Here is a 22,048-nt window from a genome sequence, read left to right as displayed (position 1 = left end):
TCCTGACGTCACGGCGCCTCACCGCCGGGATAGATACGGGTGCGCACATCGCCGGTGAGGATAACCCGGTTGGCGCCGTCTTGCACCTCGAACGCATCAGCGCGCACCCCGCCCCAGGGCGCCGTGCCGGACACGCCCTCATCTCCGCTTACTGTGCCCTCGCGCAGGCTGATGCGCGCGGACGGAGCGTTGAAGCTGTAGCCGGTGGGCGTGGTGAAGCGCACATTGGTGCGCAGGAACAGGGTCTCGGCGGCCTCGTCAAAGACGCCGGTTTCGGCCAGCGCCTGGGAGCCGTCATCAGCGCCCTCCAACCAGGCATAGCTCAATGCCGGGCGTTCAAGATCGGTCAGGGGGGTCACGCCGCCCAGCCGCCGCACGGCGGCGTCGGCGATGACTACGAAGGGCGTGCCCGCCCGGTCCCGGCCGGTAAAGCGCGGATTGGTGATGCGTTCGGCGTCGCTGGCCGGGGCGAAGGCCGGCTCGGAGGATGCGCGCGCGCCGGACAGGACGGCCTGGACGATGGCGTTGCCGGCCACCGCGGCCATGGCGATCAGCAGGGCGGCGCGCAACAGCCTGATCCGGACCGTCTGCGCGCGCGCTCCCGCCAGCGAGCGGGCCCGGCGCTCGCCGATCAGGCTGTCATGCGTAGCGGCGGCGGAGGTCATGAGTGCGCAAAGATATCCGTGTCAGCCCAGCCCGCCAGATCCAGACGCGCCCGGGCGGGCAGAAACCCGAAACAGGCCCGGGCCAGCGCCGTGCGGTTCTCGCGCGCCAGCATGGCCGACAGGCCGTCGGCCACCTGATGGAGATACAGGACGTCCGAGGCGGCGTATTCCAGCTGGGCCGGGCTGAGATCATCCGCCGCCCAGTCCGAGCTCTGCTGCTGCTTGGACAATTCCACCCCGGCGATCTCGCGCACCACGTCTTTCAGTCCGTGGCGGTCGGTATAGGTGCGGATGAGCTTCGAGGCGATTTTGGTGCAAAAGACCGGCGCGGTCTCCACCCCCAGATCGCGCAGCAGCACGGCCACGTCGAAGCGGGCGAAGTGGAAAATCTTCTCCACTGACGCGTCGGCCAGCAGGGCTTTCAGGTTCGGACAGTGATAGCCGTCCCGGTCAAGCTGGACGATATGGGCGTCGCCGTCCCCGGACGAGAGCTGGACCAGGCAGACCTTGTCGCGCACCAGGGACAGGCCCTGGGTCTCGGTGTCCACCGCCACGCGCGCACCCAGATCAAGTCCGTCAGGCAGGTCGCCCGCATGCAGATGGATGGTCATGATTTCGTCTGTATGCCCGGCTGTGATAAGGAAGAGACATGGGTATCGGTCCTTCCGCGCGGCGCGTCAATGCGTGCACGCGCCTTGGCGCAAGACGGCCATGCGCCCATGGCCTTGCTGCAAGGGATGCGATCAGGGCAAGCGGCGGATCCAGCCGCCAGCAGGCCGAGGCATACAGGACGCCATGCTCAAATTCCGCCTGACGAGTGACAACGCCGCCGCCGTAGATATCCGGTTAGAGCGCGAAGCGGGCCTGATCAGCTTCCTGTTTGAGGGGGTGGTCAGCGAGGCGGACTTGTACAAGGCCCAGCGCGAGGCCGAGAACATGGCAAGCGGACATGCTGTGCGCGCCATGATTGTGGATGTGCGGCGGTCAAGTCCCGGCTATCAGGCTCAACAACTGGTCGAGCCTCTGTCAGCCGTTCTCGAAGACATGATGATCCAGCGCCTGGCTTTTGTCTCCACGCGCGGGCGCGATGATGTTCTGGGCGTCATCGAGGCGGTGAGCCTGCCTTACGCCGTGCGCATACGCGCGTTCGAAGACGGCGAAGACGCGCGCGCCTGGGTGCTGGGGCTCAGCTGAACAGCGGCCAGCGGCCCTTGCGGAAAGTTTCGTACAGCGCCGGATCCGCGGCATCGGTGATGCGGGTGAAGAATTGTGCGTGCAGATCCTCGCGCACAAACACCGCATCACACTGCCAGAACGCGCCGTCATAATAGCATGGCTCGGCCAGGTCGAAGAGGCGGAAGCCGGCCGCCTGCACCGCGGCGATGCGCTCACAGAGCGTGTCAGCCGTGCATTCCACGATCACAATCGAGCAGCGCTCCAGGGTTTCTTGTGCACCGGCCAGCACCTGCAGCTCCGCCCCGTCCACATCAATCTTCAGAACAAAGGGCTCGGGCAGATCGCGGCCTTTGAGAAAGCCGTCCAGCGTCACCGCCGCCGTCGTGCGGCGCGCGCCGCCGCGTCCGGCGCCGGGGGCGACCATGCCGGCATGGGTCACAGCGCCATTGTCCTTGTCGGTGTGTATCTCGATCTCCACCTCGCCCTCGGCGTCGCTCACCGCCGCCGTCACGATCTGGTGCAACACGCCGCGATAGGTGGCGCTGATGGCGTCCTTGAGCTCGGCCACCGGCTCGAACAGGATATGGGGCAGGTCCGGATAGGCGCGGATCAGCTCCGGCGTTCCGGTGAGCACGCCCACATCCAGAACGCAGCGTGCAGGAACGGCGCGGCGCACCAGCTGATCTAGCGCGTCTTGCTTGAGCGGGGCGCGGCGGGGCATGGTCTTCGAGTCTCCGGTGAGGGCGTGTGCGGCATACAACGCCGCAGCGCGCCGCCGGGCAAGGCGCTGCGGCGCCTGTTGCCTGCAGGACGGTCATGGCGCTGGTCAGCTATCGCTACGGGTTCGTGTTCATCAAGACCCAGAAGACCGCCGGCACCAGCCTGGAGGCGGACCTTTCCGCACGCCTTGAGCCCGATGCGGTGGTGACGCAGCTGTTCCCGCCCGTACCCGGCCACGCCGCGCGAAATCACACCCGCGACGGCGTCACCCTCAAGGCCCACGCGCCGGCGAGCGATATCCGCGCTTTTATTGGAGAGGCGGATTTTTCGAGCTTTACCCGCTTTTGCGTGGAGCGCGAGCCGGTGGACAAGTGCCTGAGCCATTTCCACATGCTCCACCTCTCCCCTGACCATGCCGAAGCGGATGGCGGGCGGCCTGAAAGCTGGGACGCCTATTGCGAGGCCGGGCGCTTTCCGGTGGACATCGCCAAATACGCTGAAGCAACACCGGACGGCTGGCGCCTGCAGGTCCATCACGTGCTGGCCTATGAGCGCCTGGCGGGCGATGTGCGCGCTCTGATGGCCCTGCTGGGCCTTTCAGGCTTCCAGCTCGCCACCCGGGCCAAGTCGGACTATCGCGCCCGTCCGGTGGTGCGGCGCGAGGATGTCACGCCCGCCCAGATCCGGCGCATCCGCGCGGCCTTTGCCGAAACCTGCGCGCTGACAGGGCTGTACCGCGATTAGGAGGCTTTAGCGGCTGCCCGCGCCGCCCAGGGTGAACAGCACGATTTCGAACTTCAGGGATTCGCTCGGCCCCAGCCTGCTCACGCGCTCGTTCTCGCGCTGGTAATACACGCGCAGGATCGTGCATTCGTCACGATACAGGAAACCGGTCTGAATCCGGCGCGATTCGCCCGCGTCGAGATCGTGCAGGTGACGGTAGAAGCCGGACCAGCGGTCGGTCAGCTCCAGCTGGGTGGAGACGCTGATTTCGCGCAGGTTCCGCGCTGCGCCCGCGCCCGACACATCGGTATAGCGCGCTGACAGGCTGGCCCGCCATAATTGCACGGCGGCGTTGGCGTCCACCCGGTTGGCGCTCCATGTATCGCCATCCAGGCGCGCGCGCGCGCCCAGGCGCAGCCAGTCATAATCGAGCCGGCCTTCAGCCACCCAGTCGGAACGGTCCTCGGAGACCCCCGAGCCTTGTGGAAAGCGTTCATCGCCTGACAGGCGGATGCTGCGTCCGGCGAACAGCTCCACGCCGCGCGAACCGCCTGCCTCGCTGAACTCCGCTGACAGGCCGATATCCGCCCGCGCGCCATCCTCCCATAGATCAAAGCCGGGCGAACGCACCGGCGCGAACATGAAGGAACGGTCCAGATCGATCGTCTGGCTGTCGAAATTGGGAGGGATGGTTGCGTCCACACCCGTCGCCGCCACCGCTGACAGGCGCGGCGCCAGGATCACGTCCACCCGGTCGCCCGGGCGCAGGAAGGGCCAGCTGACATCCGCTCCGGCCGCACCCAGCGCGCGCGATCCGTCAAACCGGCCGGTCTCCACACCCGCATTGGTGCGCTCTGTGATGTCGAAGATATCGGCCCGGCCCACCGCGAAGGGCTCGGCGCGCAGCCCGCCGGGCAGAATCACGGGCCGGCTCCACTCCACGCCCGCACTGGCGCGGTGATAGTCATCGCCCAGCTCTCGCGTCAGGCTGAGGGCATTGAACGAAAACTCTGCAACGCCCGTATTGGCGGGCAGAGCCAGCTGGTAATGGCCGCGCAGCTGGGGGGCGGCGACCGGCAGGCGCTTGTCGTCGAAGGTGTCGCTGAGCCGGTTGAACTGATAGGCGGCTGCATCGGCATACCAGGCCTGGCCGCGCCCGGCGGTCCAGATCTGGCTGATCAGATCGCGGCGCGGGGCGGTGAACAGGCTCTCGAAACCCTCGGCGTCTTCCGAATAGCCATAGCGGCGCAGGAACAGGTCTCCGCCGGTCACGGCCTGCACGCCAAAGCCCCAGCGCCAGAAGCGGTTGATGTCAAATTCGCCGGTGGCGAACATGTGCCCGCGCAGGCCGGCATCCCCGAACTTGCCGTCCCGGTCGAACTCACGCTCCCAGGTGGCGGCGGTCTGGGCGCGCACATAGCCAGACCAGAAGCGCTTGCGCCAGGTCAGCTCCAGAAGCGGATTGGCCTCGGTCATCACGCGCGGCGCGATGGTCAGGTCCTGATGCGGGCTGATGGCCCAGAAATAGGGCTGGCGCCAGGTGAAGCCGAGCCGGTTTGAGATGTCGATATCGGGTCCCATGAAGCCCGATTTGCGGCCCACGCTGGGGTCGGCATGGGCGAAGACCGGCGCGTAGAAGACCGGCACGCCGCGCACATCCAGGCGGACATTGCGGTAGCGGATCATCTGGCTGCCGGTGTCCTGGATCACCTGGTCGGCGCGCAGCCTCCAGGTGGGCTGGCGCGATCCGTCCTCGCACAGCTCGCAGGCGGTGTAATAGGCGTCGCTCAGCTCCACGCCGCCATCAGCGCGGCGCAGCGCCAGCGCCGCCGCGGTGCGGCCATTGTTTTCAAGAAGTGCGGCGAAGCCGCGTGCGAAACCCTCGCGCAGCTCGTCATCCAGCTCCACATACTCGGCGGTCTGGCCGGGCTGGCCGGGCTCGTGGATTTCCACCGAGCCGCGCGCGGTGATGCGTCCCAGCGCCGGGTCATAATGGATCTCGTCGGCGCGCACTGTGCGCCCGTCAGAATACATGACGACCTGGCCGCGGGCGATATAGACCCCGCGGGCCCGGTCCTCGACCAGTTCATTGGCTTCCAGATAGGCGCGGCCGTCCTCGTCCTGCAGGGCTTGCGCAGGGACCGATATGATGGCGAACGCCAGGGCGCACCCTAATGACAGCAGAGCCCGTCTCACCATGCCCCTCGCTCGCGCTGTGCGCCACAGGCGCCTGAATGAGCGGGTTTACCGGAACTCTCCGGCGCCGTCCACGGGCCGCTCAGACGGCGGGCAGCGCCGCGCTCAGCCGCCCGCCTGCGCGCACCGGCTCGCAGCGCAGGGCCAGGCCTGTTCTGGAATCGGTCTCGATGAACACCCCGCTCACTGTCGCCTCGCCGCTGGCGGGGGTGAAGCGGCCGCCGCGCATATGGGTGACAAAGCGCGAGATGGGCTCGGCCTTGTCCATGCCGATCACCGAATCATAATCGCCGCACATGCCCGCATCGGTCATATAGGCCGTACCCTCATTGAGGATCATGGCGTCCGCGGTGGGAACATGGGTGTGAGTGCCCACCACCAGGCTCGCCCGCCCGTCGCAATAATGGCCCAGCGCCATTTTCTCGGACGTGGCCTCGCCATGCATGTCCACGATGACAGCGTCGGCGGCCTGGCCCAGCGGACAGGCCGCCAGCTGGCGGTCCACCGCCGCGAACGGGTCTTCCAGCGGCTGCATGAACAGGCGCAGCAACACGTTCATCACCAGCACCTGGCGGCCGTCCGGCAGGGCGTAGAGCGAGGCGCCGCGTCCGGGCGCTGCGCCTTCGGGATAATTGACCGGGCGCAGGAGGCGCGGCTCGCGCTCGATATAGGTGAGCGCTTCGGCCTGGTCCCAGGCGTGATTGCCCAGGGTGAGCACGTCCGCGCCCGCATCAAACAGCTCCGCCGCCGTGCGCTCGGTGATGCCGAAACCGCCCGCCGCATTCTCGGCGTTCACGACCACGAAATCGAGCTTCAGGCGCTTGCGCAGACCGGGCAGGTGCGCGGCCAGTCCATCGCGGCCGGACTTGCCCACCACATCGCCGAAAAACGCCAGACGCATGATTTGTCCTTATCCTTGGCGCCCGGGTGAACGGGCCGTTTCTGGCGCGCGATATAGCGCACTGCGCCCGTCACGGCCATGCGCGGGGTCAGGGCGCCAGCAGGGCGGCGGCGGAATCGGCGAAGGCGCGTCCGGACCGGGTCAGCACCAGGCGAGACCCCTCGCGCCGCACATGGCCGCGTGCGAGGGCCCGGGTGAGCCCGTCCTCATCCACGCCATGGCCGGTCAGGGCGGCGAGGCGGTCTGTATCGAGCCCCTCCTCCACCAGGCGCAGCCCCATCAGCACGCGCTCTATCGCCTCGGCGCGCGCGTCCAGCGTCTCCAGGCTCTGGGCCGCGCCGGACGCCGCCCCGGCGATATAGTCCGCCGGGCGGCGCGCCGCCTCCGCTGCGACCCGCCCGCCCCTGGCATGGGCGCCCAGGCGCGAATGGGCGCCGGGCCCCACCCCGATCCAGTTCGCCCCTTCCCAGTAGAGCCGGTTGTGCACCGAGTGATGGGCCGCGCTGCGGGCGTGATTGGAAATCTCGTAGGCGGGCAGCCCCGCCGCTTCGGTCATGCCTTGCGTCAAGAGATACATGTCCGCCGCTGCATCATCGGGCGGCGGAATGAGACTGCCGCGCTCGGCCTGACGGGCGAAGGCGGTGCCCGGTTCGATGGTCAGCTGGTAGAGCGAAAGATGATCAAGGCCCAGATCCAGCGCCCGGCCCAGCTCGCGCGCCCAGCCGTCCGGGCTCTGGCCCTCGCGCGCATAGATGAGATCGATGGAGACGCGGGCGAACTGCCTCTGTGCGGCCTCTGCGGCCTTGAGGGCCATGGCCGCATCATGATCGCGGCCCAGCCGGGCAAGGCTCGCATCATCCAGCGCCTGCACCCCCAGCGACAGCCGGTTGATCCCGGCCTGCGCCAGCCCGGCGAAGGCCGGCGCTTCCTTGGGATTGGCTTCCAGCCCGATCTCCGCCCCGGGCGCCAGGCCCCAGAGCGTTTCGGCGCGGTCCAGCACCGCCGCCACCTGAGAAGGGTTCATCAGCGAGGGCGTGCCGCCGCCGAAATGGACGCTGGCCAGCGCGCGCGGCCCGGTGCGCGCGCGCCAGTGATCGAGATCGGCGAGGATCGCCGCCGTCAGTGCGTCTGCATCCGCGTTGGCCGCCTTGTAGACGTTGAAATCGCAATACGGGCAGATGCGCGCGCAATACGGCCAGTGCACATAGAGACCCAGAGCGGCTGGGGCCGGGCTCATGAGCCGAAGATATCCGCCGTCAGGCGCGCAAAGGCGCGCGCGCGGTGGCTGAGGGCGCGTTTTTCATCTGCGGTCATCTCGGCGAATGTACGCTTATGACCGTCGGGCACGAACACCGGATCATAGCCGAACCCGCCCGTCCCGCGCGGCGGGAAGGTGAGGGTTCCGCGCACCTCGCCCTCATAGAGCCGGACCTCGCCTTCAGGATGGGCCAGCGCCAGCACGCACACGAAGCGCGCGGCGTGTGTCACATCGCCCAACGCCTTGAGTTCGCGGCGCACGCGGTCCATGGCCAGCGAGAAGTCCTTGTCCGGTCCCGCCCAGCGGGCCGAATACACGCCCGGGGCGCCGTCCAGCGCATCCACCGCCAGACCGGAATCATCAGCCAGCGACACGCGGCCCGACGCACGCGCTGCAGCCTCGGCTTTCAGCTGCGCATTGCCCGCAAAACTGGTTTCAGTCTCTCCGGGCTCGGGCAAACCGAGCGCGCCAGCGCCCAGAACCGATAGTCCGCGGGGCGCCAAAAGCGCATCTAACTCTTTGATTTTGCCTGCATTATGGCTTGCGAGCACCCAGGCGTCTGTCCGTATGAAGACATTCATGCATAACCGTCCTGTCAAAAATTCATATCGCCTTTCGGAAAATTAATATCGAATTTCGATATATTTTTGTTGCCAAGCGATGTCGGATGTCCTAGATAGGGTCTCGAGGCGAGCGGGAACGCAAACCTCATAAAGCCGACAGCCCGGCGGAACAATGACCGGGCGGGGCAAAAAGTTGGTCGACACGAGACACAAGGAGAGTATGAGATGGTCAGGACCACTAACACTGCCGGGCACGCCGCCCTCGCCATGGTAATCAACCTGGCTCTGGTGGCGGGCGTGTTCGCCGGGATGGCCGCCGCGATCGCACCGCTGGTCGCGTGAGGCTGTGGCGACGGCTGACAGCCGGAAGCCCTGAACCGACCCGCTCCTCCCCGGCGGATCCCGGTCCTGGCGCTTCCGGCTCAAGCCGGTTCGTCGCCCGCAACTGAAGTACGCACGGGGAGGGGAGCAGCATGAGAACGCTTGGCGCCGGTTCGCTGGCTTCCATCCTGAAGCTGCTGCTGGATATCGGGTTTTTCGCCCTGCTGGCCATTCTTGGCCTGGCGAGCCTGATCTTTGTCCTCATTATTTTCAGCGGTGTTTACGCGCTGATCGGGTTCGGGCCGGAGCTGCCGGGCGCCCTGCGGCAGTGGCTGGCGCGCGATTTCGTACTGGCCTTGCCCATGGCGATTCTGGCCTGGGCGGCGCTGACCTTCATCATCTACCGGCTGCGCCTGATCTTCGCCACGCTGACGGCGGGCGATCCCTTCGTGCCGGAAAACGCCAATCATCTGCGCGCCATCGCGCTGGGGATCGCGGTCTATCAGCTGCTGCACTACGCCGCCCATGGCGTGCTGGCGCTGGTGATTACGCTGCTGGGCCGCGCGCCTGTGGAGAGCGGGGCGCGCATCATCCCCGATTTCAGTCTGAATCTGGCGGCCTGGTTCTCGGTGCTGGCGATCCTGGTCCTGGCGGAAGTGTTCCGCGAGGGCGCGCGCCTGCGCGACGAACAGAAATTCACCATTTAGGGGAGCGCGGGAAACACCATGCCCATCCGCGTCACCCTTGACCGCATGCTCCTGGAGCGGCGCATGTCGCTCACCGAGCTGTGCGACCGCGTGGGCATCACCATGGCCAATCTGTCCATCCTGAAGACCGGCAAGGCCAAGGCGGTGCGCTTCTCCACGCTGGAGGCGCTGTGCCGCGAGCTGAACTGCCAGCCGGGCGATCTTCTGGTGTTCGATCCCGACGGCGATCCGGACGATGACGATCCGGACGTGGATGAGAGCGGGTAAGCGCGCCTACTCCGTGCAGAACATCAGTATGGCGCAGAACACCAGCGGCACGCTGGCCATGGCCAGGAACACCATCACGCCCGGCCCGAACACCCACACCAGCGCAGCCAGCGACAGGGCGAGATTGAGCGCGATCCACGGCCCGGCCCGGTTCGGATCGGCGGCGATCTCGCGCAGCATGTGGCCGATCACCGGCACGGCCAGCAAGAGCCGCCCGGCCTGACGCAGACCCATGAGCACGCCCGCCGCAGGCGCGGTCAGCATATGGCCGAAGGAGCGGCTGCTTTCCGCCCCGGCCAGACTCAGCGCCATGAACAGACCCAGCGCGGCCACGCCCGCCATCGCATAGGCGCTCTCGCCCAGTGAAGCGAGCCAGGCCAGCGATCCGGCGGTCAGCAGAATGGTGAGCGGCGCCATGGCCTGGCCGAAACGGCGCGCCGGCGTCCAGACCGGGGCGGTCTCGCCCGTGCGCCCGGCCATGGAATTGGCCACAAACGCCAGCCCCGCCAGCGAGTGATAGGCCACCAGCGGCAGCGACACCATCAGCATGGAGGCTGTCAGCGGCGCATCGGTGACGCCCCATTTCGGCCCGGGCATGATCACGTAGAAGCCGGCCCAGATGAAAAAGGGCGTGAGCAGGAATATCCCGATAGCGTAGGGCAGGAACTGCATGACGGCGCTCCAGCATTTGCGGTGGCGTTTGGATGGCCGTGCATATCCCGTCCGGCGGCGCCGGAATCAAGGCAGACTGGTGCGGCCTGAAAGCGCCCGCTGGGAGTGGGGATATTACCCCTTCCGCCCCGCAATCAGGCTGTCCACCACGCCGGGATCGGCCAGGGTGGATGTATCACCCAGCGCGCCGGTCTCGCCTTCGGCGATCTTGCGCAGGATGCGGCGCATGATTTTGCCTGAGCGGGTCTTGGGCAGGCCGGGGGCGAACTGGATGGCGTCCGGGCTCGCCACCGGCCCGATCTCCTTGCGCACCTGATCCTTGAGGGCCTTTTCCAGCGCCGCATCCGGCTCGCGCCCGGCGGCGAGGGTGACATAGCAGTAAATTCCCTGGCCCTTGATATCGTGGGGATAGCCCACCACGGCCGCCTCTGAGACCGCCTCATGGGCGACCAGCGCGCTTTCGATCTCGGCGGTGCCCAGCCGGTGGCCGGAGATATTGAGCACGTCATCCACCCGGCCGGTGATCCACCAGTATCCGTCCGCATCGCGGCGCGCCCCGTCGCCGGTGAAATACATCCCCGGATAGGTGCTGAAATAGGTGTCGATGAAGCGCTGGTGATCGCCATAGACCGTGCGCATCTGGCCCGGCCAGGAGCCCAGCAGCACCAGATTGCCCTCCTGCGCGCCCGTCTCGGGCAGGCGATTGCCTTCATTGTCCACCAGGGCGGGCCGCACGCCGAACATGGGAAAGCTCGCCGAGCCGGGTTTGAGCGCATGAGCGCCGGGCAAGGGCGTGATGAGATGGCCGCCGGTCTCGGTCTGCCACCAGGTGTCCACCACCGGGCAGCGCCCCTCGCCGCACACCTGATGATACCAGCGCCAGGCTTCCGGGTTGATCGGCTCGCCGACACTGCCCAGCAGGCGCAGCGATGACCGGTCATGGGCGCGCACGGGTTCGTCGCCAAAGCGCATCAGCGCGCGGATGGCGGTGGGCGCGGTGTAGAGCACGGTGACCTTGTGCTTGGCCACCACCTCCCAGATGCGGTCCGGACCAGGCCAGGTGGGCACGCCCTCGAACATCAGCGAGGTCGCGCCATTGGCCAGCGGGCCGTAGACGATATAGCTGTGCCCGGTCACCCATCCCACATCGGCGGTGCACCAGAACACGTCATCCTCGCGATGATCGAAGGTATAGGCGTGGGTCATGGCCGCCCACACCAGATACCCGCCCGTGGTGTGCAGCACCCCCTTGGGTTTTCCGGTGGAGCCCGAGGTGTAGAGGATGAAGAGCGGGTCCTCGGCGTTCATGGGCTCGGGCGCGCAATGGGCGTCGGCGTCCAGAAGCCGCTCATGCAGCCAGTGATCGCGGCCCTCCACCCAGCCTACATCGGCGCCGGTATGGCGCACGCTCAGCACCGCCTTCACGCCCGGCGCCAGCTCAAGCGCGGCGTCCACATTGGCCTTGAGCGGCACCGGCTTGCCGCCGCGCACGCCCTCGTCGGCGGTGATGACAAACGCGCTCTCGCAATCGCGGATGCGCCCGGCCAGCGCCTCGGGCGAGAAGCCGCCGAACACCACCGAATGCACCGCGCCGATGCGCGCGCACGCCAGCATGGCGTAGGCGGCTTCCGGGATCATCGGCATGTAGAGCGTGACCCGGTCGCCTTTCCTCACGCCCAGACCTTTGAGCACATTGGAAAAACGGCAGACATGGTCATAGAGCTGGGCGTAGGTGATGGCGTGATGGCGCGAGGGGTGATCGCCCTCCCAGATCAGCGCCGGCTTGCTGGCGCGTGCGGGCAGATGCCGGTCGATGCAGTTCCAGGCGACATTCAGCACCCCGTCCTCGAACCAGCGAATGTGCAGATCGTCCCGGTCAAACGACACGTCCGAGATCTGCGAAGGCGCCCTGATCCAGTCCACGCGCTTCAGTTCCTCACACCAGAACCCGTCCGGGTCAGCAATCGAGCGCTGATAAAGTTCGGCGTAACGCTCTGGCGTGATGCGCGCGTCCTTGAATGAGGCGGGGACAGGGATGGGGGCGTCGGTCATCGCTCGCTCCGGATCAGGCTGGCGGAAGCCCAGACCATGGACCGCAGGGCGGGCCCGGAGCAAGCCGGGCACACGCACGCGCACCCTTATGGCTCGCCGGCACTTGCGCGCCTCAGGCTGTCAGGCTGGCCGTGTCATCGCGGTCCCGGTCCGGCGTGCGCCCGCCTGCGCGCGCCATGACGGCCAGGCCCGGAACATCCGCTCCGCGTTCGCGGCGCAGCGTGCAGGCGCTGATCTCCACCCTGGTGAAGCCGGCCTGGTCCATCAGAGCGCTCAGGTAATCAGGCGCGTGGGCGAAACGCATCGTCTCGCGCAAGGTGACGCCCGCCTCGCCCGCTTCCAGCGCGCAGGCGAACCAGCCGCCCGGCTCCAACGCATCAGCGCACCAGGCCACCACGCGCTCCAGCGCGCCCACATAGGTGAACACGTCCGCCGCGGCGATCAGGTCATAGCGCGGCCCGCCCATCTCCAGCGCATTGATGTCGCGGCGCGCCAGCGCGTCATAGACGCCCCGCGCGCGGGCGCGGGCCAGCATGGCCGCGGAGATATCCCAGCCTTCGAGATGATCGCAAGAGCTACGCAGCGCCGCGCCCATCAGCCCGGTGCCGCAGCCCAGATCCAGCGCCCGGGCGGCGCGCGCAAACCCGGCGCGGCCCAGAACCTCCATCACGATCTGCGGGCCGCGATAGCTCAGCGATCCGGTCAGGGACGCGTCAAAGCGCGGCGCATACTGGTCGAACAGCGTCTCCACATAGGCCGGCGGCAGGCTTTCCGATACCGGCGCGCCGCTCATCAGATCAAGCCGGGCGCGCGCGCCGAACCGATCGCGCGGATCGGCCTCCAGCGCCCGGCGCCAGGCCGAAGCCGCGCCATCCCGGTCGCCGGACGCCAGACGCCACTCGCCCAGCCGGTGCCAGCCCGCCGCCCATCCCGGCGCACGCTCCAGCGCCCCGGCCAGCGCCTCGGCGGCGGCCTCCATATCTCCTGACGCCGCCAGCGCCTCGGCGAACCCATGCCGGCGGTCCGCCTGGGGATCGCCGGAAGAAAACCCGTACGGGCTCATATTCGGTCCATGGTGAGAGTGTCTTGCTGGCGCGCATTTAGGGCGCACGCCGCATTTGCGCCAGAGGAATTTTTTCAGACAAAGGCGCTCTCACCCCTCTCCCCCATGGACATGGGGGAGAGGATAAAGGTGTGGGGGCGCGGTTAAACATCTGAACGCCAGCCTCCTCACCCGCGTTTCCCCGGCGAAAGCCGGGGCCCAGGAGAGCCGCTGGTCTGGATCCCGGCTTTCGCCGGGAAAACGCAAAGGGGGGGATGGATAGGGCCTTTTCAGCCACCCCTAGCCCAGCGTTTCCACCGTCAGATTATTATTGGAGAAGACGCAGATCTCGGACGCGATCTCCATGGCGCGGCGGGCGATGGCTTCGGGGTCGTCGAGATGGTCCGTCAGGGCGCGCGCCGCCGACAGGGCGAACTGGCCGCCCGATCCGATGGCGGCGATGCCGTGCTCGGGCTCAAGCACGTCGCCGGCGCCGGTGAGGATGAAGGTCTCACGCGCATCGGCCACGATCAGCATGGCTTCCAGCCGGCGCAAATACCGGTCGGTGCGCCAGTCCTTGGCCAGCTCCACACAGGCGCGCGCCAGCTGGGCGGGATATTGCTCCAGCTTGGCTTCCAGCCGTTCAAACAGGGCGAAGGCGTCCGCCGTGGCGCCGGCGAAGCCTGCGATCACCGCCCCGCCCGCCAGCGGGCGCACCTTGCGCGCGCTGGCCTTGACCACGGTATTGCCAATGGAGACCTGGCCATCGCCGGCGATGCACACGCGCACGCCCTTGCGCACGCACACAATGGTGGTGCCCCGCCAGCCGGGAAAGGCGCGCTCTTCGCTCATGCGAGCCTGCGCTTGTCGGCAAACTGCCCGCCCTTGCGGTAGCGGGCGAGATAGGCGGGGGTGACCGCCTCGATGCTTTCAGGGCTGACGCCGAAATCGGAGATCCGGCCCGTATCGGCGCCCCCGGCGCCGGCCACATTGTCGGACTTCAGAAGCGTCACCTGATCACGGGTCAGGAAGGGCTCCACGAAGGGCAGCGCACCCATGATCTCACCGGCGAGCCCCATCATGGAGGCGATGGGGAACGGCACGGGGATGAGCAGGCGCGGGCGCTCGATGGTGTTCAGGATGAAGGCCATCAGCTCACGGAAGGTGTAGGTTTTCGGTCCACCCAGCTCATACACCCGCCCGCGATGGGCCTCGCCTTCCAGCGCCTTGAGGGCGCATAGCGCCACGTCGTCGCAATAGACCGGCTGGAATTGTGTCGCGCCGCCGCCGATCAGCGGCAGGGCGGGGGCGAAGCGGGCCATGTCGGCGAAGCGGTTGAAGAAGCCGTCCTCGGGTCCGAACACGATGGAGGGGCGAAGGATCACCGCGCCGGGCATGGCTTCGAGCACGGCCTGCTCGCCCAGCGCCTTGGTGCGGGCATAGCGCGACTTGCTGTGGGCGTCTGCGCCGATGGCCGAGATGTGGACGAAGCGCTCCACCCCCGCCTCGCGGGCGGCGCGCGCCACCAGGCCTGCGCCTTCGGCCTGCAGGGACTGGAAGGTCTGGCGCCCGCCCTCGGCCAGAATGCCCACCAGATTGACCACGCCATGGGCGCCGTCCACCGCGCGCGCCACCGAGGCGGGATCGCGCAGATTGGCCTGCACCAGCTGCACCTGGCCCACCACGCCCATGGGCTTGAGCTCATGAGCCAGATGCGGGCGGCGCGTGGCCGCGCGCACCCGGTAGCCCGCCTTGGCCAGGCGGCGCACCACATACCGGCCGATAAAGCCGGAAGCGCCGAACACCGTGATCATCTCGTCGCGCAAAATCGTCATGGGGCCTCCGGCTCGTCAGCGGCTGGCGGCGCGAAGGGCCGGCCAGCGCGCCAGGGGGACTGCGTGCTGACACGCGATAGACCAAAAATCACCGCCCCTGTCCATGCGGCCCGGCGTCCCGGCTGCACAGGCCTGAGATAAGAACGCCGGCGACCCATGTGCAAATCGCCGCCGCGCCCCCGCGCGAGGGCGTTGACACCCCGCCCCCCGCGCCGTATCACCCGCGGCCTCTGTTGCCTTGCCCAGGTGGCGGAATTGGTAGACGCGCTGGCTTCAGGTGCCAGTTCCCGAAAGGGAGTGGAAGTTCGAGTCTTCTCCTGGGCACCACAGACCTGCGTCCGATCCTTTGAAATTCATAGTTTTTGAAGCGGGGGTTTTCACCCCCCGTGCGCCCCCTTTGGCGCTTTGGCCGAGCAAGCTCCGCGCTGTCACCGCAGCGGGAGCGGAGCGGTCAGGCCGCAGGTTTCGCTGTGGCGCCAGCCTTTAAATTTTACTCTGAGGGCTGTGGCAAGGCCGCATAATCGGGCGCCACAAGGAAGAGAATCAGGACGGGCGCGACCAGGAGCGCGAGCAAAGCGGCACGCCGTGTCGAAGCGCGCAGCGCCAGTGTGACCGCCACATAAACGGTAACGGCGACATAGAGCACAGCCAGAAGGTATTTGATCGCATATTGGGGATCCGCAAAGCCTGCGGCCTGTCCCACAAAAAAGAAAATAACCAAAATCAGGCCGCCATAAACCATGCCGGCAAGTGCGGTGAGGGCGCCAAAAACCCTCAGCGCTATTTCGACGACCTTATGCAATATGAAGTCTCCTGCATGGAATTTTGATGCAGCTGATAAGCCAGCCGACATTACCTAAGCTGATCTGCAATTTGACCCAAAGCTTGCCTGATGGGCTCGCGGAATCAAGCACTCTCACGCTTGAGGACCCCTGCCCCGCGCCATCGGGATTAGGGTGGCGGCCCGTGCCCTCACCCCTCCCCCACGCACAGCCACCGTGTCGGATTGATCACCCGGGCATGGGCGATCCAGCCCTCAACGCGGGGGGAGACCAGGGCGCGCTGGTTTTCGAAAAAGATCGGGATGTAGTGGGCGCTGTCCAGCAGCATCTGCTCGGCCTCGGCCAGCAGCGCGCCGCGCGCGTCCGGGTCCAGCTCGAAATGGGAGCGAGCGAGGAGCGCGTCGAATTCCGGGTCGGTCCAGCGTGAGTAATTATACTCTCCCGCCGCGCTTTCGGTGACCATGAGATAGCCGTAGGCGTCGTCGAAATAGGGCGCCCAGCCATCACTGGCGATGTCGAAATCGCCCGCCTGCATCTGGGCGTAATGGATGGGCGTGTCGGCGGTCTCGATGGTCACTGTCACCCAGGGCGCGATCGCGGCGAGATCGGCCTGGATCACCGGCGCCAGGCGCGGCCAGCCGGCGGCGGGCTGGTGGGAGAAGGTCAGGCGCAAGGGATTGTCGGGGCCGTATCCGGCCTCGGCCAGCAGGCCCCTTGCGGCGATGCGGCGCGCCGCCATGGGATCGTCCGCGAAAGCCATCCGGGCCGGGCCGGTGCGCCCGGGCACGTCATCGGGCATGAACTGGACGGCGGCGGCATCGGCGCCGGCCAGCACCTGATCGGCGATGAAGCCGGTATCGATGGCCATGGCCACCGCCTGGCGCGCGCGGATATCGTCAAAGGGCGCGCGCGCAGCATTGAGCGTGATCATGCGCAGGACCCGGCCCGGAACCGATTGCACCAGCTCCGGCGCCTGGCGGCGCAGGAAGGCTTCATTGCTGGCGAGATAATCGGCGTTGAGGTCCAGCTCGCCATTGCGCACCCGGCGCTCGGCGGCGGCGGCATCGGCGGTGGGGTAGTAATAGACCGTGTCGATGCAGGCCTCGTCCGCCTCATGGAAGGCCTCATTGCGCACCAGACGGATATGTTCAAACGAGCGCCAGGCCGCCAGCTTGTACGGCCCGCTCACCACCATGTTTTCAGGCCGCGTCCAGCGCTCGCCATGCGCGGCGATGACGTGCAGGGGCACAGGCACGGCGGTGCTCTGCATCAGCACATCCAGAAGATAGGGCGCGGGATAGGCGAGGGTCAGCCTGACCGTGCGCTCGTCCAGCGCCTCAGCCCCCAGCGCCTCTGGCGGCGCCTCGCCGGCGTTCACCTGCGCCGCGTTCTCGATGGAGAACAGGAGGGCTGGAAACGGGTTCAGGGTTTCAGCATCCAGCGTGCGGCGCAAACTGCCGACCACGTCATCAGCCGTGATGGGCTGGCCATCCGACCAGTTCGCCTCGCGCAAATGGAACACCCATTCCAGGCCGTCTTCGCTCACCGTCCAGCGTTCGGCGAGGCCGGGGATAGGCCGCCCGTCTGGGCCAGGCTGAGCCAGGCCCAGGAACAGATCATAGAGGATCGCCTGCTCATTGGAGATCAGCGCGCGGTGAGGATCGAGCGTGCCCGGCTCGATGGAATTGCCGCGATGCAGGACCGCGCCGTCATCACGCGCCGGCTGGCCGCAGGCCGCCAGCGTCAGACAGAGCGCCGCCAGCGCTGCAGAACAGGTCCATCGGATCATATCGCTCTCCCTTTGCGCCAGAGTGGACGGGCCGCACGCGCGGGACAAGGCCGCGCTGGAGCCATTTGCCTGACACGGGCTCGCGTGTTGAACTGCGGGACACGCAAGCAGAGGAGACAGCCATGGCCAACCCTCTCGTCCTCCTGCGCCGCCGTCTGTTCAGCGCGCCCATGCTGGGCTTTGTGCGCAAGGTTCTTCCGCCCCTGTCAGACACCGAGAGCGCAGCGCTGGAGGCCGGCAGTGTCTGGTGGGACGCCGAGCTGTTCTCCGGCGATCCGGACTGGTCGAAACTGCTCGCATCCGGCCCCTTTGCGCTCACCGGCGAAGAGCAGGCCTTCATTGACGGGCCGGTTGATACGCTGTGCGCCATGCTCGATGAATGGCGCATCACGTTCGAGCAGCGCCAGCTGCCTCACGACGCCTTCGAGTTCATGAAGGCCAACGGCTTTTTCGGCATTATCATCCCGAAGGAGTATGGCGGGCTGGGCTTTTCCGCCGCAGCGCATTCCGAAATCGTATCGCGCCTGTCCACCGTCAGCCTGACTGGCGCCATCACGGTGATGGTGCCCAACTCGCTCGGCCCCGGAGAGCTCTTGATGCTCTACGGGACCAAGGACCAGCGCGATCACTACCTGCCGCGCCTGGCCAGCGGCGAGGACATCCCCTGTTTCGGCCTGACCAGCGAAAGCGGCGGCTCGGATGCTGCAGGCATGGAGGATGTGGGCATTGTCTGCGAGGGCGAACATGATGGCGAGCGCGTGCTGGGCATCCGGCTGAATTTCGCCAAGCGCTACATCACTCTGGCGCCGGTCGCCACATTGATGGGTCTGGCGTTCAAGCTGCGCGATCCTGACGGCTTGCTGGGCGGCGCCGAAGACCTTGGCATCACCGTGGCCCTCATCCCCGCTTCCGCGCCGGGCGTCACCATCGGGCGGCGTCACTATCCCGCCTTCCAGCCATTCGCCAACGGCCCCATCGAGGGCAAGGACGTGTTCGTGCCGCTCGACGCCATCATCGGCGGGCGGGCGCGCGCCGGCGATGGCTGGCGCATGCTGATGGGCGCGCTCGCCGCCGGGCGGGGCATATCCCTGCCGGCGCTCTCGACCGGCTCGGTGAAGTTCGCTGCTCACGCAACGGGCGCCTATGCCCGCGTGCGCGAGCAGTTCGGCCTGCCGGTGGGCAAGTTCGAGGGTGTCCAGGAAGCGCTCGCGCGCATTGCGGCCACCGCCTACGAGATCGAAGCGGCCCGGCGCCTGACCGCCCAGGCGATCGATGCCGGCGAGAAGCCGGCCGTCATCTCGGCGATCATGAAAGCTCACGCCACCGAGCGCATGCGCCAGGCCGTCAACGACGCCATGGACGTGCATGGCGGCAAGGGCATTTGCGACGGACCGAAGAATTATCTCGGCTCGGCCTACCGCGCGCTTCCCATCGGCATAACGGTGGAAGGGGCCAATATCCTGACCCGCAGCCTCATTATTTTCGGCCAGGGCGCGATCCGCTGCCACCCCTATCTTCTGGACGAGATGCACGCGGCGCAGAACCCGGACAAGAGCCAGGGCCTGGCCGATTTCGACAAAGCGCTCGCCGGACATCTCGGCCACCAGATCGCCACGGCTTTGCGGGCATACTGGCGCGCCCTCACCTTCGGGCGCACGGTGCGCGCATCCGAGTTCGGCGCGCTCGCTCCCTATGTGCGGCGACTGACCCGGTATTCAGCGACGCTGGCCTTCATGGGCGAAATCGCGCTGGTGTCGCTTGGCGGCGAGCTGAAACGCATGGAGATGATCTCGGCGCGGCTGGGCGATGTTTTGTCCGAACTTTATATCGCCAGCGCCGTGGCGGCGCGCTTCGTCCATGACGGCCAGCAAGAGGCCGATCTGCCGCTGGCCCGGTTGTCACTGGAGAACGCCCTGCATCGTATTGAACAGGCTCTGGACGGGGTGATCGCCAATTATCCCTCGCGCACGCTTGCAGTTTTGATGCGCCCGGCCGCCTTCCCTTGGGGACGCCGCCGCCGCCCGGCGCCGGACGCGCTGCGCCGTGAAGCCGCCGAGCTGCTGCTCGCCCCGTCCGCAGCCCGCGACCGGCTGGTGGACGGGATATATTTGGGCCAGGAGGATGACGAGATCGCCCTTCTCACCCGCGCCTTCGCCAAGGCGCACGAGAGCGCGCCCTTGCGCCGCAAACTCCGGGACGGCGATTTCGAGACCTCTCAAGCTGCGCTGGAGGCGGGCGCCATTACCGCTGAGGACAAGGTCCTGCTGGATGACGCTGACCGCCTGGCGCGCGCCGTGATCGCCGTGGACGATTTTGCTGAAGACGGGCTGTGCGCCGCCGAGGCGGACGCCGGGACGCTCACCGCCGCCAGAAAGGCGGCGTCATGAGCGGCGCGCCTGTGATCCATACCCGCGTCGAGGCCGCAGTCGACGCCCTTCTGGCCGAAACCGGCAACGACATCGTGCTCGGACTTCCACTGGGGCTGGGCAAGCCCAACCCGTTCGTAAACGCGCTCTACCGGCGCGCCGTGGATGACCCCGCTCTCAAACTCACCATCCTGACCGCGCTGACCCTGGACGTTCCCGAGCCGGCCCCTGGCCTGGAGTCGCGGTTCATGGCCCCGATTCTCGAGCGGCTCTATAAGGATTATGAACCCCTAGCCTACGCGGCTGACCGGCGGCGCGGAACACTGCCGGCGAATGTGCAGGTGCACGAATTCTTCATGCAGCCGGGCGCCCTCACCTCAAACAGCCAGGCCCAGCAGGCCTATATGAGCGCCAATTACACCCATGCCGCGCGTGACCTGCTGGATCGCGGCGTCAATGTGATCGCCCAGCTCGTCGCGGTGGAGGGCGCCGCGCGCGACCGGGTGAGCCTGTCGTGCAATCCGGACGTGGCGGCCGATCTCATGCCTGTTGTGGAGGCCGGCCGGCGCGGGGGACGGCGCATCCACGCCGTCGGCCAGATCCACCCCGGCCTGCCTTACATGTATGGTCCGGCCGATCAGCCCGCCTCGGCCTTTGATCACCTAATCGATGATCGCGATGCAGACTTCACCCTCTTCGCCACGCCGCGCCGGCCGGTGGATTCGGCGGACCAGGCCGCGGCCCTGCACATTGCTGGGCTGGCGCCGGATGGCGGCACGCTGCAGATCGGCATCGGCTCGCTGGGCGATGCCGTCTCGGCGGCCCTGATCCTGCGCCATGAACAGCCCGGGACCTTCGCCGAGGCCCAGGCGCGCCTGGCCGCCAGCGATGCTCAACATGCGCCGGAGACCGGCGCCTTCGAACAGGGGCTGTATGGCTGCAGCGAAATGTTTGTCGACGGCTTCCTCCAGCTCTATCGCGCCGGCGTGCTCAAACGCCGCGTCTATGATGATCTGGACACCCAGCTGGCGGTGAATGCCGGCAAGCCGGGCCCGCACGATGGCGGCGCGGTGCTGCACGGGGGCTTCTTCCTTGGTCCGCCTGATTTCTACACCGCCCTGAACGCCCTGAGCGCCGGGGAGCGCGCCCTGTTCCCCATGGCGCCGGTCAGCCAGATCAACCAGCTCTATGGCGGCGAGGCGCTCAGGCGCGCCCAGCGCCAGGGCGCGCGCTTCATCAATAACGCCATCATGGCGACGCTGATGGGCGCGGCGGTGTCCGACCAGCTGGAGGACGGACGCGTCATCTCCGGCGTTGGCGGGCAATATAATTTCGTCGCCCAGGCCCACGAGCTCGACGGCGCGCGTTCCATCCTGATGGTGCGCGCCACCCGCACCAAGGACGGGGAGGTGCGTTCCAACATTGTGTGGAATTACGGCCATGTGACCATCCCGCGCCATTTGCGCGACATCATCGTCACCGAATACGGCGTTGCCGATCTGCGCGGGCAGTGCGACCGCGACGTCATCGCCGCGATGCTCAACATCGCCGATTCACGCTTCCAGCCCGGCCTGCTGGCGCAGGCCAAAAAAGCGGGCAAGATCGAGCCGGACTATGAAATCCCCGCCGGCTACCGCAATAACAGGCCCGAACGCATCGAGGAGGCGCTGGCGCCTGCGCGCAAGACCGGGGCTTTGAAACCCTTCCCGTTCGGCAGCGAGTTTACCGATGAGGAGATTCGCCTGGCCAAGGCGTTGCGCCAGTTGCAGGCGCGCACGCGCTCACCCTTGCGCAACGCCGCCTGGCTGGCCGGAGCCCTGCTGCGCAAGCCCCGCGCAAATCATGCCAGCGCGCTTGCAAGAATGGGCCTGGCCGAGCCCGGCAAGCTGCGCGATCGCGCCTATGCGCGCCTGCTGTCCGCAGTCCTGCCGCAGGACTGACGCGCCTTCACCCTCATTAGCAACCAGGCGGAAGAATCCCCGGCCCGGCAGGTGTCAGGAGAAAAAAATTGTG

Annotated in this window: 20 protein-coding genes and 1 tRNA gene; 7 read left to right on the top strand and 14 right to left on the bottom strand. The window is 67.3% G+C overall.

From position 1 onward, the window contains the following. Positions 1–8: 8 nt before the first annotated feature. Together F1654_RS09860 and F1654_RS09855 are read right to left on the bottom strand one after the other, a co-directional pair. Positions 9–665 carry an LPS export ABC transporter periplasmic protein LptC gene (locus F1654_RS09860; protein ID WP_150023337.1) on the bottom strand — a complete coding sequence of 219 codons (657 nt, stop codon included), beginning with the start codon at positions 663–665 and terminating at the stop codon, positions 9–11. Beyond that, a complete protein-coding gene (locus F1654_RS09855) occupies positions 662–1,276 on the bottom strand; it encodes a ribonuclease D (protein ID WP_150023336.1) in 615 nt (204 codons plus the stop codon). The genes F1654_RS09860 and F1654_RS09855 overlap by 4 nt, the downstream gene beginning before the upstream one ends. Positions 1,277–1,460: 184 nt before the next feature. Between F1654_RS09855 and F1654_RS09850 the strand changes: the two genes are divergently transcribed. Continuing rightward, on the top strand, positions 1,461–1,859 hold the full coding sequence (locus F1654_RS09850; RefSeq protein WP_150023335.1) for a hypothetical protein: 399 nt from the start codon (positions 1,461–1,463) through the stop codon (positions 1,857–1,859). On the opposite strand, the gene F1654_RS09845 is transcribed toward F1654_RS09850, so the two are convergent. After that, positions 1,852–2,562 carry an FkbM family methyltransferase gene (locus F1654_RS09845; protein WP_150023334.1) on the bottom strand — a complete coding sequence of 237 codons (711 nt, stop codon included), beginning with the start codon at positions 2,560–2,562 and terminating at the stop codon, positions 1,852–1,854. The genes F1654_RS09850 and F1654_RS09845 overlap by 8 nt on opposite strands. A gap of 95 nt (positions 2,563–2,657) precedes the next feature. On the opposite strand from F1654_RS09845, the gene F1654_RS09840 reads away from it, so the two are divergent. Further along, positions 2,658–3,305 (top strand): hypothetical protein, encoded by a 648-nt coding sequence (locus F1654_RS09840; RefSeq protein WP_150023333.1) that lies wholly within the window; start codon positions 2,658–2,660, stop codon positions 3,303–3,305. A 6-nt stretch (positions 3,306–3,311) separates the two neighbouring features. Here the strand turns inward: F1654_RS09840 and F1654_RS09835 are convergent, their stop codons facing one another. The 4 genes from F1654_RS09835 to rdgB form a co-directional block, all read right to left on the bottom strand. Continuing rightward, positions 3,312–5,483 (bottom strand): LPS-assembly protein LptD, encoded by a 2,172-nt coding sequence (locus F1654_RS09835; protein ID WP_150023332.1) that lies wholly within the window; start codon positions 5,481–5,483, stop codon positions 3,312–3,314. Positions 5,484–5,562: 79 nt separating this feature from the next. Beyond that, complete coding sequence (locus F1654_RS09830) at positions 5,563–6,381, bottom strand: TIGR00282 family metallophosphoesterase (RefSeq protein WP_150023331.1); 819 nt, start codon at positions 6,379–6,381, stop codon at positions 5,563–5,565. A gap of 88 nt (positions 6,382–6,469) precedes the next feature. Next, entirely contained in the window at positions 6,470–7,618 is a 1,149-nt protein-coding gene (gene hemW, locus F1654_RS09825; protein WP_150023330.1) for a radical SAM family heme chaperone HemW, read from the bottom strand. Then, complete coding sequence (rdgB, locus tag F1654_RS09820) at positions 7,615–8,220, bottom strand: RdgB/HAM1 family non-canonical purine NTP pyrophosphatase (RefSeq protein WP_150023329.1); 606 nt, start codon at positions 8,218–8,220, stop codon at positions 7,615–7,617. The genes hemW and rdgB overlap by 4 nt, the downstream gene beginning before the upstream one ends. A 455-nt stretch (positions 8,221–8,675) precedes the next feature. Here rdgB and F1654_RS09815 point away from each other — a divergent pair, with 455 nt between their 5' ends. Together F1654_RS09815 and F1654_RS09810 are read left to right on the top strand one after the other, a co-directional pair. Next, positions 8,676–9,230 (top strand): DUF2975 domain-containing protein, encoded by a 555-nt coding sequence (locus tag F1654_RS09815; protein ID WP_150023328.1) that lies wholly within the window; start codon positions 8,676–8,678, stop codon positions 9,228–9,230. An 18-nt stretch (positions 9,231–9,248) separates the two neighbouring features. Beyond that, complete coding sequence (locus F1654_RS09810; protein WP_150023327.1) at positions 9,249–9,497, top strand: helix-turn-helix domain-containing protein; 249 nt, start codon at positions 9,249–9,251, stop codon at positions 9,495–9,497. Between the two features lie 6 nt (positions 9,498–9,503). Here F1654_RS09810 and F1654_RS09805 read toward each other — a convergent pair whose 3' ends face one another. The 5 genes from F1654_RS09805 to F1654_RS09785 all read right to left on the bottom strand — a co-directional run bounded on the left by F1654_RS09805 (position 9,504) and on the right by F1654_RS09785 (position 15,098). Beyond that, on the bottom strand, positions 9,504–10,169 hold the full coding sequence (locus tag F1654_RS09805) for a hypothetical protein (RefSeq protein WP_150023326.1): 666 nt from the start codon (positions 10,167–10,169) through the stop codon (positions 9,504–9,506). A 114-nt stretch (positions 10,170–10,283) separates the two neighbouring features. Then, a complete protein-coding gene (gene acs / locus F1654_RS09800; protein WP_150023325.1) occupies positions 10,284–12,221 on the bottom strand; it encodes an acetate--CoA ligase in 1,938 nt (645 codons plus the stop codon). Between the two features lie 112 nt (positions 12,222–12,333). Beyond that, positions 12,334–13,284, bottom strand: a complete 951-nt coding sequence (locus F1654_RS09795; protein ID WP_150023324.1) for a class I SAM-dependent DNA methyltransferase — start codon at positions 13,282–13,284, stop codon at positions 12,334–12,336. Between the two features lie 279 nt (positions 13,285–13,563). Beyond that, positions 13,564–14,115, bottom strand: coding sequence for an ATP-dependent protease subunit HslV (hslV, locus tag F1654_RS09790; protein ID WP_150023323.1), 552 nt, complete (start codon positions 14,113–14,115; stop codon positions 13,564–13,566). Continuing rightward, complete coding sequence (locus tag F1654_RS09785; protein WP_150023322.1) at positions 14,112–15,098, bottom strand: complex I NDUFA9 subunit family protein; 987 nt, start codon at positions 15,096–15,098, stop codon at positions 14,112–14,114. Before F1654_RS09785 ends, hslV begins: the two co-directional genes overlap by 4 nt. A gap of 240 nt (positions 15,099–15,338) precedes the next feature. On the opposite strand from F1654_RS09785, the gene F1654_RS09780 reads away from it, so the two are divergent. Continuing rightward, positions 15,339–15,425: transfer RNA gene (locus F1654_RS09780), tRNA-Leu, on the top strand. A 163-nt stretch (positions 15,426–15,588) separates the two neighbouring features. Here the strand turns inward: F1654_RS09780 and F1654_RS09775 are convergent. Both F1654_RS09775 and F1654_RS09770 read right to left on the bottom strand, forming a co-directional pair. Further along, positions 15,589–15,900 (bottom strand): hypothetical protein, encoded by a 312-nt coding sequence (locus F1654_RS09775; RefSeq protein ID WP_150023321.1) that lies wholly within the window; start codon positions 15,898–15,900, stop codon positions 15,589–15,591. 170 nt (positions 15,901–16,070) lie between these two features. After that, positions 16,071–17,669, bottom strand: a complete 1,599-nt coding sequence (locus F1654_RS09770; protein WP_150023320.1) for a peptide ABC transporter substrate-binding protein — start codon at positions 17,667–17,669, stop codon at positions 16,071–16,073. Positions 17,670–17,791: 122 nt separating this feature from the next. Between F1654_RS09770 and F1654_RS09765 the strand changes: the two genes are divergently transcribed. Both F1654_RS09765 and F1654_RS09760 read left to right on the top strand, forming a co-directional pair. Beyond that, complete coding sequence (locus tag F1654_RS09765; protein WP_150023319.1) at positions 17,792–20,056, top strand: acyl-CoA dehydrogenase; 2,265 nt, start codon at positions 17,792–17,794, stop codon at positions 20,054–20,056. Next, on the top strand, positions 20,053–21,975 hold the full coding sequence (locus F1654_RS09760) for an acetyl-CoA hydrolase/transferase C-terminal domain-containing protein (protein ID WP_150023318.1): 1,923 nt from the start codon (positions 20,053–20,055) through the stop codon (positions 21,973–21,975). The genes F1654_RS09765 and F1654_RS09760 overlap by 4 nt, the downstream gene beginning before the upstream one ends. The last annotated feature ends 73 nt before the right edge of the window (positions 21,976–22,048 follow it).

Origin of the sequence: Alkalicaulis satelles (genome assembly GCF_008630495.1) — a bacterium.
Lineage (GTDB): Bacteria > Pseudomonadota > Alphaproteobacteria > Caulobacterales > Maricaulaceae > Oceanicaulis > Oceanicaulis satelles.
The sequence above is the reverse complement of the archived record's forward strand: the minus strand, read 5'-3'. Positions and strand labels throughout refer to the sequence as shown.